This window comes from Paenibacillus sp. J53TS2 (assembly GCF_018403305.1).
Taxonomy (GTDB): Bacteria; Bacillota; Bacilli; order Paenibacillales; family Paenibacillaceae; genus Fontibacillus; species Fontibacillus rhizolycopersici.
Window position 1 is genome coordinate 310,459 of sequence record NZ_BOSK01000003.1, and the last position, 15,440, is coordinate 325,898.

Annotated in this window: 17 protein-coding genes; 5 read left to right on the top strand and 12 right to left on the bottom strand. The window is 54.6% G+C overall.

Features of this window, described 5'->3' with window-relative positions:
- Positions 1-133: 133 nt before the first annotated feature.
- The 3 genes from kduI to kduD are packed head-to-tail and all read left to right on the top strand — an operon-like array spanning position 134 to position 2,531.
- Positions 134-967, top strand: coding sequence for a 5-dehydro-4-deoxy-D-glucuronate isomerase (kduI, locus tag KJS42_RS09295; RefSeq protein WP_213622662.1), 834 nt, complete (start codon positions 134-136; stop codon positions 965-967).
- A gap of 18 nt (positions 968-985) precedes the next feature.
- The gene (locus KJS42_RS09300) at positions 986-1,747 is read left to right on the top strand and encodes a DeoR/GlpR family DNA-binding transcription regulator (protein WP_155605647.1); all 762 of its coding nucleotides are present in this window, start codon (positions 986-988) and stop codon (positions 1,745-1,747) included.
- Positions 1,748-1,778: 31 nt separating this feature from the next.
- Positions 1,779-2,531, top strand: a complete 753-nt coding sequence (gene kduD, locus KJS42_RS09305; RefSeq protein WP_213622663.1) for a 2-dehydro-3-deoxy-D-gluconate 5-dehydrogenase KduD — start codon at positions 1,779-1,781, stop codon at positions 2,529-2,531.
- Between the two features lie 67 nt (positions 2,532-2,598).
- Here kduD and KJS42_RS09310 read toward each other — a convergent pair whose 3' ends face one another.
- On the bottom strand, positions 2,599-3,492 hold the full coding sequence (locus tag KJS42_RS09310) for a DNA-3-methyladenine glycosylase 2 (protein WP_213622664.1): 894 nt from the start codon (positions 3,490-3,492) through the stop codon (positions 2,599-2,601).
- A gap of 205 nt (positions 3,493-3,697) precedes the next feature.
- On the opposite strand from KJS42_RS09310, the gene KJS42_RS09315 reads away from it, so the two are divergent.
- Both KJS42_RS09315 and KJS42_RS09320 read left to right on the top strand, forming a co-directional pair.
- Entirely contained in the window at positions 3,698-4,279 is a 582-nt protein-coding gene (locus tag KJS42_RS09315) for a bifunctional transcriptional activator/DNA repair enzyme AdaA (RefSeq protein ID WP_193416423.1), read from the top strand.
- Positions 4,280-4,334: 55 nt separating this feature from the next.
- Positions 4,335-4,871, top strand: coding sequence for a methylated-DNA--[protein]-cysteine S-methyltransferase (locus tag KJS42_RS09320; RefSeq protein ID WP_213622665.1), 537 nt, complete (start codon positions 4,335-4,337; stop codon positions 4,869-4,871).
- A gap of 193 nt (positions 4,872-5,064) precedes the next feature.
- On the opposite strand, the gene KJS42_RS09325 is transcribed toward KJS42_RS09320, so the two are convergent.
- From KJS42_RS09325 to aroE, 11 genes are all read right to left on the bottom strand, one after another.
- The gene (locus KJS42_RS09325; RefSeq protein WP_213622666.1) at positions 5,065-6,045 is read right to left on the bottom strand and encodes a sugar kinase; all 981 of its coding nucleotides are present in this window, start codon (positions 6,043-6,045) and stop codon (positions 5,065-5,067) included.
- Positions 6,046-6,294: 249 nt separating this feature from the next.
- On the bottom strand, positions 6,295-7,692 hold the full coding sequence (locus KJS42_RS09330; RefSeq protein WP_213622667.1) for a helix-turn-helix domain-containing protein: 1,398 nt from the start codon (positions 7,690-7,692) through the stop codon (positions 6,295-6,297).
- 113 nt (positions 7,693-7,805) lie between these two features.
- Positions 7,806-9,515, bottom strand: coding sequence for a ribonuclease J1 (gene rnjA / locus KJS42_RS09335; RefSeq protein WP_280516403.1), 1,710 nt, complete (start codon positions 9,513-9,515; stop codon positions 7,806-7,808).
- A 412-nt stretch (positions 9,516-9,927) separates the two neighbouring features.
- Positions 9,928-10,578: an SGNH/GDSL hydrolase family protein gene (locus tag KJS42_RS09340; RefSeq protein WP_213622668.1), complete on the bottom strand. Its 651-nt coding sequence runs from the start codon at positions 10,576-10,578 to the stop codon at positions 9,928-9,930.
- A 297-nt stretch (positions 10,579-10,875) separates the two neighbouring features.
- The gene (locus KJS42_RS09345) at positions 10,876-11,649 is read right to left on the bottom strand and encodes a class I SAM-dependent DNA methyltransferase (RefSeq protein ID WP_155605658.1); all 774 of its coding nucleotides are present in this window, start codon (positions 11,647-11,649) and stop codon (positions 10,876-10,878) included.
- A gap of 42 nt (positions 11,650-11,691) precedes the next feature.
- Complete coding sequence (locus KJS42_RS09350) at positions 11,692-12,609, bottom strand: CvfB family protein (protein WP_155605659.1); 918 nt, start codon at positions 12,607-12,609, stop codon at positions 11,692-11,694.
- On the bottom strand, positions 12,606-12,953 hold the full coding sequence (gene rsfS / locus KJS42_RS09355; protein ID WP_193416429.1) for a ribosome silencing factor: 348 nt from the start codon (positions 12,951-12,953) through the stop codon (positions 12,606-12,608). Before rsfS ends, KJS42_RS09350 begins: the two co-directional genes overlap by 4 nt.
- Positions 12,954-13,541 (bottom strand): bis(5'-nucleosyl)-tetraphosphatase (symmetrical) YqeK, encoded by a 588-nt coding sequence (gene yqeK, locus KJS42_RS09360; RefSeq protein ID WP_155605661.1) that lies wholly within the window; start codon positions 13,539-13,541, stop codon positions 12,954-12,956.
- Positions 13,525-14,118 (bottom strand): nicotinate-nucleotide adenylyltransferase, encoded by a 594-nt coding sequence (locus KJS42_RS09365; protein ID WP_213622669.1) that lies wholly within the window; start codon positions 14,116-14,118, stop codon positions 13,525-13,527. The genes yqeK and KJS42_RS09365 overlap by 17 nt, the downstream gene beginning before the upstream one ends.
- An 18-nt stretch (positions 14,119-14,136) precedes the next feature.
- Complete coding sequence (gene yhbY / locus KJS42_RS09370) at positions 14,137-14,427, bottom strand: ribosome assembly RNA-binding protein YhbY (RefSeq protein WP_155605663.1); 291 nt, start codon at positions 14,425-14,427, stop codon at positions 14,137-14,139.
- Between the two features lie 44 nt (positions 14,428-14,471).
- Positions 14,472-15,371 carry a shikimate dehydrogenase gene (gene aroE, locus KJS42_RS09375; protein ID WP_213622670.1) on the bottom strand — a complete coding sequence of 300 codons (900 nt, stop codon included), beginning with the start codon at positions 15,369-15,371 and terminating at the stop codon, positions 14,472-14,474.
- Positions 15,372-15,440: the final 69 nt, after the last annotated feature.

The following is a 15,440-nucleotide window of genomic DNA, read 5'->3' on the forward strand; positions in this document are numbered from 1 at the left end:
TTACGGCAATCCTCTGAACTTCTGCGAGCTTCCTTCTCTAGATGTAACCCCTTGCAAAATGAACCGAAATGGATTAATGTGAACGTATATGAACATTATACACCAAAATGAACGTGAAAAGGAGAGATTTTACATGGAACGTCGCTACGCTTCGCATCCCAATGAGGTCAAGCAATTCGATACGGATCGGCTGCGCAAGGAATTCCACATCCCCACCTTGTTTACGCCGGATCACCTGGAGCTGGTACTCACGCATGAAGACCGGCTGATTATCGGCGGTGCCGCCCCGGTGAAGCAGGAAGTTAAGCTGGAGACCGATCTGAAGGAACTGGGGGTCGCCTACTTCCTCGAACGGCGCGAACTTGGAGCCATTAATGTAGGCGGGCCGGGATCGATCCTTGTCGACGGTACGGAATACGAGCTGAACAACAAGGATTGCTTGTACGTCGGCAAAGGCTCGCGCGAGGTAATTTTCCGAAGCAAGGATGCGACGAAGCCGGCGAAATTCTATTTAAATTCGGCCCCGGCGCATCTGGAGTTCCCTACGGCCAAAACAACGCTAGCGGAAGCCGAATCCGGTGCGCTTGGTTCGATCAAGAACTCGAACGACCGTACTATTCACCGATTCATTCATGAGAACGGCCTGCAAAGCTCTCAGCTCGTGATGGGGATGACCCAGCTCAAGACCGGCAACATGTGGAACACGATGCCTGCCCATGTTCATCCACGCCGGATGGAAGCTTATATGTACTTCGATTTGGCGGACGACGCCGTTGTATTTCATCTAATGGGCGAACCCAGCGAAACCCGGCATATCGTGATGCGCAACGAGCAAGCCGTCATCTCGCCGAGCTGGTCGATTCATAGCGGGGTCGGAACAAGCAATTATACATTTATTTGGGGAATGGCCGGCGATAACAAAGCCTATGCGGACATGGACGCAGTTCCCATGAAAGACTTGAAATAAGAAAGAGTGAAATCTAGCATGAATCAAATTCGACGTTATGAAAAAATCATGGAGGTTCTGCTGACGCAAAAGGAAGTGACGGTGGCGGAATTAAGCGAGAGCCTGGGCGTGACCGGCAAGACGATCCGGGAGGATCTCGCCAAGCTGGAGGAGCAAGGGCTTCTGGTGCGCGTGCATGGCGGAGCCATGCTTGCCCAAAGCGATCAGTACGGCATCCTGCCGTCCAAAGAGCCGCTGGCGAAACATGCCGAGGAGAAAAGCGAAATCGCCCAGCTCGCCTTAGCCCACATCCAGGAGGGCGACATTATCGCGCTGGACGGCGGCAGCACCACGCTGGAGATGGCCCGGCGTCTCGAGAATCGGCCTCTGACCGTTGTCACCAACGACGTGTACATTATCAGCGAGCTGGCTGCCAAAGACCAAATCCGTCTCGTCGTGCCGGGGGGCTACCGCGTCCGCAATATGCTGGCCGGTCCGGAGTCCGCAGCGTACGTTCGTCAGTTAAATATCCAGAAGGCTTTTATCTCGGCGACCGGCATCCACCCGGAACACGGGCTGTCGATTTATACCGGTGATTTAATTGATTTCAAACGGGCTTTGATCGAAACGTCCCGGGAAGCGATCGCGGTCATGAACCATCAGAAGTTCGGGCAGACGGCGCTCCGCACCTTCGCTTCGCTCAGCGAAATCTCGCGTATCATCACCGATCGCGGCCTCCCTGCTGAAACGTCACTACCGTACGAGCGCGCCGGCGTAACGATCGAATGGAAAGACGAATAACGAACGATATTTTAAGGAGGAGCGTATACTCATGAATCGATTTGATTTAACAGGCAAAACGGCCCTCGTCACCGGGGCAGCCGGCGGACTCGGTCAGGGCATCGCTGTCGGGTTAGCTGAAGCCGGTGCCAACGTCGTTTGCGCCTCGCTGAGCAGCAGCGCGGAGACAGTAAGCATGATTACGGCCTTGGGCCGTAAAGCTTCGGAAATCGTGGTGGACCTCAGCGATCACAACAAATTGCAGGAGACCTTCGACGAGGCGCTGAAGCTTACGGGAGCGGTCGATATTCTAGTAAACAACGCCGGGATCATTCGTCGAACACCCGCCAAGGACCACAGCGAGAAGGATTGGCTTGACGTGATCAACATTAACATGAACACGGTATTCCTGCTGTCGCAAATCGCCGGGCGCCACATGATCGAACGCGGCAGCGGCAAAATGATCAACATCTGCTCGATGTTATCTTACCAAGGAGGAATCAACGTACCTGGCTATACGGCCAGCAAACATGGGGTTGCAGGACTAACCAAAGCGTTCGCCAATGAATGGGCTTCCTACGGTTTGCAGGTCAACGGCATTGCTCCTGGTTACATGGCGACAGACAACACGGCGCCGATTCGGGCCGATGAGAACCGGAAGGCCTCGATCACGGATCGGATTCCAGCCGGACGTTGGGGAACACCGGAGGACGTAAAGGGCCCGGCGGTCTTCCTCGCCTCCGCCGCCTCCGACTATTTGAATGGCCATATCCTTTGCGTCGACGGCGGATGGATGGCAAGATAAGTTAATATCGATATCACCAGCAGGCAGCTCCGAGTATTTCCAACGGCGGCTGCCTGTTTCCGATTTGTTAATACAACACTCTCCATAAGTAGAAGGTCGCGTACGACAGCCACGGTTTCCAACCTTCCGCCCAGGCCAAGAGCTCCTTTGCGGCCGGTTTCCGTTCCATCCCAAGCACATGCTTGACCGCATTCTGCAAACCTACATCGTCAACCGGAAAGGCATCCGGCATTCGGAGGCAACGCATCAGCACATAATTGGCCGTCCACGGACCGATGCCGCGGATGCCGACGAGCCGCTTCTCCGCTGCTTTCACCCCGCCCGACGCCCGTAGCCCCTCCTTCGTCAGTTCTCCCGAGGCAATCAATTGGGCCGTGCCGAGCAGATACTCGGATTTGTTCCGGGTCATGCGGATCCCCTCCAAATCCTGGACGGTCAAACCGGCGATGTCTCGGGCGGACGGAAATACAAGGTACCGTTCTCCTTCGCACTCGACATGCCGACCGAACTGCTCCACAAGCCGCCGTTTCAGCGTGTAGGCAAAGGCCAGGTTGATCTGCTGGCCAATGATTCCCCAGGCTAAGGCTTCGAACAAATCGGGAATGCCGATATTGCGCAGTCCGTAGAAGGAATCCACCGTTCCCTGAAGCAATGCGTCCCTTCGCGCCATCTCATAAAACGGGCGCAAATCGGTATCCAAATCGAACCAGTCCCTTACGTAACGCGCGACCTCTTCGCGATCCTGCTTCCGGGAAGGAGCCGTGCCGCCGAGGAATCGAACCTTCAAGGCCTCGCTCCCCTCCGCGCTGATTTCCATCACGGGAGTCGCTCCGGATTCCAGCGGAACGGCCTTGTACAGCCGCTGGTTGTCAATCCGCGACAAGCATTCATTGGATGACCGCGACAAGTACTTCACATTTTCGGCAAAACTGAATTCCTCGGGCACCGACAGCCTTAACATAGACCCCTGATCTTCCCACACCGCATTCGGCTTTCCTGAATCTAACTGACCGATGACACTTCCTCCTCGCTTTGAACAACGCTTTACTCCTATAGTTTTAACACGATTCGCGTTCGAATCCATTTCGTTATCTTGCTTTTCCATTCGAAAAACATGACGAGGCAGCCTTTGCAAAGGTATACTAAGGCAGGAGGTGAGGTCACCCATGACGATGACCAGCGGGGATTATCCAACCGCCAGTGAAACGGAATGGCAGGCGATCATCCAAAACGATGCCTCGCAGGACGGTCGCTTTTTCTACGCGGTCGCCAGCACGGGGATCTTCTGCCGGCCCTCATGCAAATCGAAGCCGCCCAAACGGGAAAACGTCCGGATATTCGCCAGTGCCGAGCAAGCCAAGGCCGCCCGTTTCCGCCCTTGCAAGCGCTGCAAACCCGACGGACAACCGCTGCCGGACCGGGAATGGGTGGGGCAAATCGCCGACTACATCGACCGCCATTATGACGAGAAGCTTACGTTGGAACTTCTGGCCGACATGTGCCACGGCAGTCCGTACCATCTGCAACGCACTTTTAAACGCGTCATGCAAATGACGCCGGTCGAGTACATCCAGCGGCGCAGAATCGAAGCGGCCAAGCGCGCGCTGCTCCATACGCGACGCACGGTTGCGGATATTGCCCTCGAAGTGGGGATCGGCAGCCCATCGTACTTTATCACCTTGTTCAAAAAAACGACCGGAATCACGCCAAACGAATATCGGAATTCGCAGGCGGGATCGCCGACCTAGCGAAAATTATCGTTGTTCACGGCTATATTCAATCAAGCCTGGAGGTGCATTACCCATGAAAACCAACCAACCCCAACCCATATACTGGTCACGGCTCAACGATGGCCAATGGACCCTGTACCTCGCCGCCACCGGCGATGGCCTGGCGTACGTCGGCTCTTTCGGCCGGCCATTCGAAGAACTAGCCGCATGGGCCGGCCGCCGCTTCCCAGGGAGTCCGCTCATGCAGGACGAGCAGCGCCTGGCACCCTACGCCGCTCAACTGACGGAGTATTTGGCGGCCAAACGCGAACGTTTCACCCTCCCCTTCGATTTGCGGGGAACGGCGTTTCAACTCGCGGTATGGGAGGCGCTTTGCGACATTCCCTTCGGGCAGACCCGTTCTTACACGGATATCGCCGAGGCCATCCGAAAACCGTCCTCCGTCCGCGCCGTTGGTACGGCGATCGGAGCCAACCCGCTGCTGATCACCGTTCCCTGCCATCGGGTAATCGGCAAAAACGGCGCGCTCACCGGCTACCGCGGCGGCCTGGAGATGAAGACCCGGCTGCTTGATTTGGAACATGCGGCCTTCACAGGCAGCCGCCGATGAGCCGAAGCGAACGCCGCGCTCCCAAGGCAGCCGCGATTGGGTACCGCGCGGCCGAGCGCTCCTAAGAAACAACCAAGCCGCCGAAACTTTGCTCCGGCGGCTTGGGCGTGAGGGGATGCAGCAAAAACAATAAAATGATCACGTTAACATTCTAGGCTAATTTCATCTCCGTCGGAAGAGTTAGTTGAAGTCTTTACCGCTCTACATGCCCTTTACCGGACAGCAAACGATCAATCTCCGCCGCGCTCGGCAGTCCTTCCCAATCGCCAACGGCCTGAATGACTTGGGCCCCGACCAGATTACCTAGGCGAACGGCCTCAACCATGCTGTATCCGCGCACCACGCCGGCCAGAAATCCAGCGCAAAATCCATCGCCCGCTCCCACCGTGTCGATCACGTGCTCTACCTTATAATAAGGGACAGAGGTCAAATGGCCTTGTTCCAGCACGTAGGTACAGTCGTCTCCGCCTTTGATAATGCTAATGGCTGACAGCTCCTGCAGCTTCCCGATAATCGTATCCACCGAATCGGTCTCGTATAACAACTTCAATTCATCGAGCCCCGGCAGGAAATAATCCGCCTTCATCGCAAGCGGTAACAACACCTTGCGCGCGTCCTCGATGCTCCATAACTTCAAGCGCAAGTTGGGATCGAAGCTGACCTTCACCCCATGCCGTTTGGCGATATCTACCGCCGCATGGGCGGTTTCCACGCAGGAGGCGCTAAGCGCAGGCGTAATGCCGGTTAAGTGCAGCACCTTGGCCCCGGCGATATACGACTCGTCCAGATGCTCCGGACGCATGAAGCTGGCCGCGGATAACTTACGGTAATAATAAACCGAGCTTTTGCCTGCCACGTTCTCCCGTACCATCATGCCCGTAGGCGCTTCGTCCGTCAACCGGACGCGGCTCACATCGACACCTTCGCCACGGATCACCTTCAGAATACGTCGGCCAAACGGATCGTCCCCAAGGCGGCCGCACCATCCCGAGGTTTGCCCCAGACGGGCCAACCCGATAGCCACGTTGGATTCCGCACCCCCAAACGATGGCGAGAGAGCGCTTGCATATTCGAGCCCTTTGCCCCCTTCCGCGATCAACAAGGCCATGCTTTCGCCGAACGTGACGACTTCCGGGCTTCCCGGTTTCGGTCTAGTTTCACTGAACGAATTCATTTTCAGATTCACACCTTCTTTTGGATTCAGTTTGTTATCATTATCTCATGTCCGGTCTCTGAAAACTATAATAATAGGCATAATATGAAAAAAAGCCAATCCACCCTTCGGGTTACCCCGGATGAACCGGCTTGTTCAACGTTCGGAAGTGCCCCCTCTCTCGCGACAGCCTAACCCCCAACCCCATTCTCATAGGCTGTGAGATGACCGTCATAACTGAGGCTGCTGCCGAGCCCCCCTGTGCCGAAACTAATGATCAGCGTGAGTGCCAAGATCCATTTCCGCACCTTTCAACACCTCCCCCATCAAGATTTCGTACTCTTTCAGCTGTTCGGACGAAACAAAGCTTCGATACTGCTCAAACAGCGGGACCATTTTCATAAAAAACTCCTTATTCTTCTGAGCAACGGCATATTTGAGCGCATAGATCAATTTCTCCAAGCCTTCCGCGATTTTCTGTTCTCGCAGCAAATACATGGCCAGCTGGTAGTTTAAATCCAGGTACCGGTCCTTATTGACGGCAGAAACATAGTAATTCGGAAACTGGTTATATAAATCCGTATTCACGGGAAACTCTTTTAATACGTCGTCGATCAGAAAACCGTTAAGGTTCGCCGCTTCGACAATGATCCTCAAACTGGGAAGAACCTCATAGGGATGCTCTTTGAGGAAGTCGATATATTCCGGAAGGATGGCTTCATTTCCATTCAAAATCTCCAGATTGTACCGGTTTGCTCTGGCCCAAACCTTAAATTTCCCGACCTCTTTCCAACCCGTTTCGTTTAGGCCTTCAAACCAGCTTAAATCCGCGTATTCGGCCACGCAGGCCAACGCTTCGCCGTACCTCCCCTGATGCTCCAAGGCCGAGCCTTTCAACAAATACCCTTGACCGTAATAGACCACCAGGTGTCGTTCACAATGCAGTTCGTGATAAGGGTTCGCAGACGTCGTTTTGCGGCTCGTTTCATAGATACGCCGGGCCAGCGTTTGCAATTCCTCGGCAAATCTAACAACATAAGACCACTTTTGCAGCGTGTAATAGGCATTCGCCAGATGAAGCAGCCCGTCGAGTTGAAGATCCTCCGGAAGCCGGTTGCGGTACGGCTCGAACCAGGTCGCGGACCGCAGATTCGATTCCGCGTCATCCCCCAGGTTCATCCGGAACAGGCGGTATTGGCTGATCGCCAAACGTTCCGAATGCTGATATTTCTCGTATTCACAAACCGATTGGTAGAATAGCCCCGCCGCTTCGCGCCTTCCTTCTTCATAGAGTTCCTCGCCAATAGCAAAAATCATCGGGAGATAGGACAGGTCCTCGGCCAGACGGGACAACACCTGTTCAATACAGGCCAATTCTCCAATTTCCGCGCAGCGGAGCATAAACGACTTCAATCTCCTCCGGTTCGGATGCCCGGAATCGATACACTCCTCAATGTATAAGGGATAATACCGTCCGATCGGTTGCTCGAGCGCTTCAGTGATCAAGTCTAGCTGCCCGATGGAGATAGGTTTGGGGGGATTTCCGTTTAAAATGGCACTGAGCGTTCCCCGATTAATTCCTGAACGGTGGGAAAAGCTGTGCAAGGAATATCCTTTCCTTTCCAGCTGGCGGCTGATCACGGAACGAATCGTGGGTTCATTCGTCATTGGATCTCCCTCCTTCGGAATCTCCTATATTTTTACACATTATACGGAAATATGAACAGGTGGTCAAATAAAAAGAGGAGCCTCCCTATTTCTCGGGAAGCTCCCTGCCGTCACTAGACTTCCAGAATGGACGGCATGATATGCGGGGTTCGGCCCACTTCTTTGACAAAATATCGCCGCAGCTGCTGCTGTGTCGCCCGCAGCCAAGCGTTTTGATCGTAAGACTCCTTCTCGCCAAGCCGGTTCAAGCTCCGCTTCAGCATCGCTTCGGCCCGGCGCAGCAACGGCCTGGCGTCCTGCATGTAGACGAAGCCGCGCGAGACGATATCCGGTCCGGCTAGAATTTGCCGCGTTTTACGGTCAACCGTCATCACGACGATGACGATGCCTTCCTGAGCCAGCTCCATTCGTTCAACCAGCAGCGCGTCTTCTGAGGTCGGACGCATCTCCCCGTTGCTGATTAGCACTTGCCCGGAAGGGATGGTCCGCCCCCGTTTGGCCCGGTTCCGGTACACCGATAACGTGTCACCGATGTTCATGACAAACACATGATCTTCGGGAATGCCCGTTTGCAGCGCCAGATTGCGGTGACTAAGCAACATCCGATATTCACCGTGAATCGGGATGAAGTACTTCGGACGGATAAAGCTGAGCATCAGCTTCAGGTCCTCCCGGCAACCGTGCCCGGACGTATGAATGTCGAAAATCGAGCCGTAAATGACGTTCGCGCCAGCCCGCAGCAGCAAGTCGATACTGCGGTTGATGTTCTGTGCATTGCCGGGAATCGGCGAGGACGAATAAATGACCGTATCTCCCGGATAAACCTGCACACTCCGGTGGGCCCCCGAAGCGATCCGGCTGAGCGCCGCGTTCGGCTCTCCTTGACTGCCGGTGCAGACGATGAGTACTTGCTCCTCGGGGTAACGGTCGATATGCTTCACGTCGATCAGCATGCCTTCCGGTACGCGGATATATCCCAGATCCTGGCCGATGGCGAACACTTTCTCCATGCTGCGGCCGATGACGGCAATTTTACGGTTCACGAGGGTCGCCGCTTCCACGACTTGCTGCAGCCGATGTACGTTGGAGGCGAAGGTAGCGAACAAGATCCGCCCATGGCAGCCGCGGAACGAATCCAAGATTGCGTCGCCGACCCGACGTTCGGAAGGAGTAAAGCCCTCCTTCTCACTGTTCGTGCTGTCGGCGAGCAGCGCCAATACGCCTTCACCGCCAACGCTGGCCATTTTAAATAGATCGGCAGGACGGTCCTCCGGCGTGAAATCGAATTTGAAATCTCCCGTATGCACGATCGACCCGTATGGGGTATCAACGACGATACCGAAGGCATCCGGGATACTGTGCGTGGTCCGGAAGAAATGCACGGCCAAATGTTTAAACGCGAACCGATCGTTCTCTTGGAACACATGCAGCTCCGCTTGTCCGAGCAGCCGATGCTCCTCTAGCTTGGCTTTAACCAACCCGATGGTCAACGGGCCGCCGTAAATCGGCAGTTGCAATTGGCGAAGCACGTACGGAATCGCGCCGATATGATCCTCGTGACCATGGGTGAGGAACAGGCCTTTCATTTTATGCTTATTGTCAATTAAATAACGAATATCCGGAATGATGCAATCAATGCCCGTCAAGCGGGAATCCGGGAATTTAAGCCCCGCGTCAATCAGAATGATCTCATCTCTATATTCGATGCCGTACATATTTTTGCCGATCTCCCCGATCCCGCCGAGCGAGAAAATCCGTACAGGCGGTGGAGACGACTTCGAACGTCGATTTGTCTTTACTGGTTTAGTTGCTGCTACATTCATTAGGTAGATAATCCTCTCTGAAGGGTTCGTTCAATAGGGTATAAGAGAATTATACTGAATTATCGGCACAATAACTATTTAATTTTTACGGAATGATAGAAGAATACAGGGGGTTGAGGCGTAACTGTTTAGGCTTGCATATCATTTTGTTTCAATTTACCAATTAATTCCTGATAGGTATCTATAACATGAGCAGAAGCGAAGCTCCGATAACGTTCGAATAATTCGACGTATTTAATGATCAATCCGCGATGCGTATTATTCAATTGGTAGAATAAATCGTGCAGTTGCTGCAAGAGCAGCCCGCTGAGGAACAAGCGCGTGCCTACCGTGTACTGAAAGAAATGTTTCGTCAAAAATAAAAGGGTTTAAAACGGATATCCTCCGCTTTAAACCCTTTGTTCATGTTCGCTTAGTCCCACAATCCGCTGCGTCCTACGACCTCCAGCCAACGTCCGGCCAGCAAATCATGACCCGCCGCCGTCGGATGGACGCCATCCCAGAGCCAGTATGCCGCCTCTGCCTTCTCGGTCGCCGCATCAAAAGCGTCCTGCAGCGGCACATGCACCGCACCAAACTCCTCGGCCAATTGGCGCACGGTGTCCTGATATCGCCCCACCAGGCGCTCCCACTCGGTCCATTTTTCCGCCGTAGCACCGGTGTTCAAGATAAACGGTTCGCATAACACCAGCTTGGTGTTTGGCAATACTTCCTTCGTCTCCTCCAGCAAATGACGGTACGCCCGCTCGAAGCGATCCGTCGCCCCGCTAGGTTCACCGCTCATTTGCCGCCAAGCGTCGTTAACGCCAACCAGCAGGCTGATAACATCTGGCTTCAGGCTGATTGCATCCTCATTCCATCTGGCGTACAGATCAGAAACCCGGTCGCCGCTCACGCCCCGATTGACAAAGGTAGGCTTCAAATGTGCGAAATCATTGCCCAGCTTAGCACCGATGATATAAGCGTAGCTATGCCCCAGAATATGATTCAGATCCTTGTCTCGTCCCCGGTTTCCATCCGTGATGGAATCCCCTTGGAACAAAACGGTCAGCTGCTTTTTCATGCGTTTCTCCTCTTTCCATTCGACTCTGTTTCCCATTATAACTTTGGAAACCCGCGATCCTTCATGAAGAAATTAGTGCAAAAATGCAGCTAATTCCTCAAGTCTGTTCTCAAACTCGCGATTTGCTGCAAAAATGCAGTTATTTTTGAGAGTATAAGGGCAAAAACCCGTTCATCGCCAAAAATAACTGCACATACGCAACTATTTCGTCGTTGGCATCAAAATGACTCCAAAATAACTGCACTTTTGCATCTATTCAGTTGTATGATGCGTAGCTTCACATGGATAAGAACACGATCACTTCACCGCCACAAAAAACAGCCGGGCCGCGTCATCCACCGCTTCCACCCACTCGAAATCCGCGTAAATGGTTACGTCGCGGAATCCGCAACGCAGCAACTCGCTTCTCATCCATGCCGGGTCGTAGGCCCGCTGGATATGCGTTTCTTCGAATCGGCGGTATAACCCCGGCCCTTGCTCCTCCTCGCGAGCGAAGATCGACAAATGATGCTCGATCTCATTCCGATAGGCATCCCGTTCGCATGTCCAGATATAGGACACGCTGGGCTCATCCCAAATAAACGGCTGCTCCTCCTCGTACCGAACTAAAGTGTTGGGGTGGTGCACGTCAAACAGAAACGTTCCTCCGGGCTTTAATCCTTCATATGTACGGCGGAAGGTGCGAACAATATCGTCCTCTTCCAGTAAATAGTTCAAGCAATCGCAAAAAGAAATGACGGCGTCAACCGGCTCAGGCACGGACCACTCCGTCATATCCTGCTGCACCCAGCGCACGCTGCCCTCGCGGAACAGCCGGGCACCTTGGGGTGTCGTTTCCATTTTACGGCGGGCCACTGCCAGCATGTCGGCGGACAAGTCGATCCCCGTCACCTCGAACCCGGCATTCACCAGTGGAATCGTGATGCTGCCGGTTCCGCAGCCGAGATCGACGACCGTCCGCGGCATTCCATGCCGCTCCCAGGCCGTGCGGGCAAATCGGATCCAGTCCGGGTAAGGCATGTCTTCCATCAATTCGTCATACACATAAGCAAATTTCCGATAGGATGCCATGGGCTTGCTAGTCACCGCTTTCTGTCTGGATGCTGCTGTTACTTAGGCTTCCGGTTGTTTTGAGTCGTCTCCGCCAGCTGCCGGCGACTCGACCAAATAGGTCCAGTTTTCCTTCTGGACCACCTTGCCTTCCTTCATCAGCTTGCCGATCGCCCGCTTAAACGCGGATTTGCTGATCGAAAACCGCTGCTTGATCAGGTCCGGCGGTGTCGCGTCGGAATACGGCATACCGCCGCCCGGGCGGCTCTCCAGATACGCGAGGATGCGCTCCGCGTCCTGGCCCATGCCGATTTCCTTGCGCGGAGCCATCGCCAGGTTCACGCGCCCGTCCTCGCGAATATGGGATACGCGAACCTGCACACGTTCACCTAGCCGCAGTAGACGATTGCGTTCTGATGTGTGGATCATTCCGATCGCGCCAAACCCCAACACGCCGCCCTGGACGACAACAAACGTCCCCATTTGCAGCGGCTTGTAGACGATGGCGTCCAGCCATTGATTTTTCCAGGATTCCGGGGCATGGAAGGCGTGAGGAGCGAGCTCCTGCTCACCCGCCAGCTTCGCTTTGAGTCGTCCCTGCTTGTCGTGCTCCATGATGACGTACACCTGATCACCAACTTGTGGATGGAGCTCCTTCAACTCAGGTAGCTCACGGATCGGCAACAGTAATTGACGACCCAAACCCATCTCTAGGAAGCAGCCCAGCCGCGGATGTACGTCCGCCACCTCGAGCAACGCCAGCTCGCCAAGCGTCAGATGCGGTTTTTTCATCGTGGCTGCCAAACGGTCCTCCGTATCGAAGAACAGGAATACCTCAACCGGTTCCCCCGGCTTAACCTGACGGGTCAGCTCAGAGTAATGGAGAAGGACATCCTGTCCACCCGCGCTAAGGAAATAGCCGTATGGCGAAACTTCGCGATCTATCGGCAAAGATACAATCGTCCCTGCGACCAGACTCATACCGTCTCCACGACTTTGGCATCCGACCAAAGCCGTTCAATATTGTAATATTCGCGTTCATCCCGATGGAACACATGAACGACCACATCGCCTAGATCCATCAGTACCCAGCGTGCGGAATCCATACCTTCAATGCCACGAACGTTCGCGCCAGCGTCATGCGCTCTTTTCCGGATCTCCGTGGCGATCGCCTGCACCTGTGTATCCGAGTTGCCGTGACAGATCACGAAATAGTCCGCGATCAAAGAAATCCCCTTCAAATCCAATGCTACGATGTTCATCGCTTTTTTATCGTCTGCGGCTTGCACCGCCATGTTCAACAATTCGTTTGAATTTACCGCCATTCACTCAGCCTCCCTTGATTTTGTTCGGTTTACTATCAAATCATTACGCGCCAATAACGTCAGCGGAAAGATCGGTTTACCCTTCTCCAGTAAAAAAGAGATCGTCGAGTCGAATCCGGCAACCAGCGCATCCTCCAGACTCGTCTCCGCCAGTTCACGAATCTTCTCCACACCGGGGAATTCGCGCCCCGGCTCGATATAATCTGCCAGGCAGACGATTTTGTCCAGCAGGGTCATGCCCTCTCGGCCCGAGGTATGGTAGCGGATCGCGTCCAGCACCTCTTCATCCTCCACGCCGTAATCCCGCTTCGAGATAAAAGCCCCGACTTCGGCATGCAGCAGCTGCTTGTCATGCCGGAGCAAATCGGCGTTCAAGCCGTTATCGCGGATGATCGCCTCCTGCTCTTCAATCGGCCAAAACTTAGCCAGGTCATGCAGCAGGGCGGCCAAATCGGCTTTGACCGGATCGGCTCCATACCGCTTGGCCAGGATGACCGCGCTCTCCATTACGCCTTCAACATGCTTCCAACGTTTGGAAGGCATCCCCGCGGAAACAGCAGCGATCAGTTCCTCACGGCTGTAGTCCATACAATCCGCTCCTTGTCATATATTCATACACGACGTCCGGGACCATATACCGGATTGAACGTCCAGCGGATAAGCGGCTGCGGATCAAGCTCGAAGAGATATCGACGAGCGGCATTTCTGCGAGCTGCACCGCCTCCTGGATGAATGGGGGCAGCGCGTCCAGCTCCAGAAAGCTCCCAGGGCGCTGCAGCCCAATAAACGAGAGCATCCCGGCCAAATCCTCGATCCCTTCCCATTTCGGAAGATAATTGACCATATCGGCCCCGATAATGAAATAGAACTCCAGATCGGGATGCAACGAACGGATTTCCCGGATCGTCTCCACGGTATAGGATACCCCGCCGCGGCGCAGCTCGATGTCGAGCGGTTTGAAAGCCGGATGGCTGGCGATCGCCGCCTCCACCATCTCCAGCCGCTGCTGGCCGCTGACGCCGGCCTGATGCTTATGCGGAGGGATATGGGAGGGCATGAACCAAACCTCTTCCAAATGATATTGTTCTCGGGCGGCCTCCGCCGCCAGGAGATGGCCGAGGTGAATCGGATCAAACGCCCCGCCCATAATGCCGATTTTTCTCATTTTGCGTTTCCTCCGAACCTATGGAAGTTCGATTTGCTTGTATTCGCGAGATTCTTTGTAGAGGATAATCGTCCGACCGATCAACTGAACCAGCTCGGCGCCGGCGCCTTTCGCCAGCTCCTCCGCGATTTCCTGCGGATCGTCCAGGTTATTATTGAGCACAGAAATTTTGATTAGCTCCCGGCGTTCGAGTGCCTCCGAAATCTGCTTGACCATATGCTCATTCGTTCCGCCCTTGCCTACTTGAAAAATAGGCTGCAGGCTATGCGCCATACTGCGCAGGTGACGTTTTTGTTTTCCCGTTAACATGTCGTTTCATGACTCCTTAATATTCAATTATGCGACAACTCACTTTATTGATGCATGCTCGCTAAAACCGCGGCCCGCATCGCTTCAACCGGAGCGGTCCGGCCGGTCCAATGCTCAAACGCGTAAGCTCCCTGGTAGACGAACATTCCGAGTCCGCTATGGATCGTGCATCCTCTCACCTCGGCTTGCTGTAAGAGCTCTGTCTTGAGCGGATTGTAGATCAGATCGCTAACGACGATCTCCTCCGGGATCTGCCGCGAATCCAGCGGACAATCCCCAACGTGCGGATGCATACCGACAGAGGTGGTGTTGATGATGAGATCAACTTCCGGTAGAACTTCATCCAGTTCCTCCATCCCGCAGCCGTTCAAGCGGCCGAGATGCGCCCATTCGTTGGCCATTTCCCGCGCTTTCACAGCGGTACGGTTGGCGACCGTCACGAGGCCCGGCTCCTCCTGCAGCAGCGCATATACGATCCCGCGCGCTGCGCCGCCGGAGCCCAGCACCAGCACACGTTTTCCTCTTAGTTCTGGGGCCGCTTCCTCTTTTAGGGATCGGATATACCCGATCCCATCGGTATTGTACCCGGTGAGCACACCGTCGTCATTGACGATCGTGTTCACCGCTCCGATTAACCGGGCTCCCTCGTCGATCCGGTCCAAGTAGTCCATCACTTCCACTTTATGCGGGACCGTGACATTGATGCCCCGGAACCCCAGCGCGCGAACGCCCCGGATCGCCTCTTCCAGCCGGTTTCCCTTAACGTGAAACGGCAGATAAGCGCCTGCGAGCCCGCAGGCCTTGAGCGCGGCCGTATGCATGACCGGCGATTTGGAATGTTGGATCGGATCGCCGATGACGCCGAGCAGCAGCGGCTGCCCGGCGCGGCCGCCTTCCCGCGCCTGTTCACCTTCCCATTTCTCGTGATTCGCTTGCTCTCCCATCGGTTCTCCTCCTGCTCAGCCGACTCTGGGAATAATAAAGGTATAAATGGGCCTTATTTCCCCCGAAGT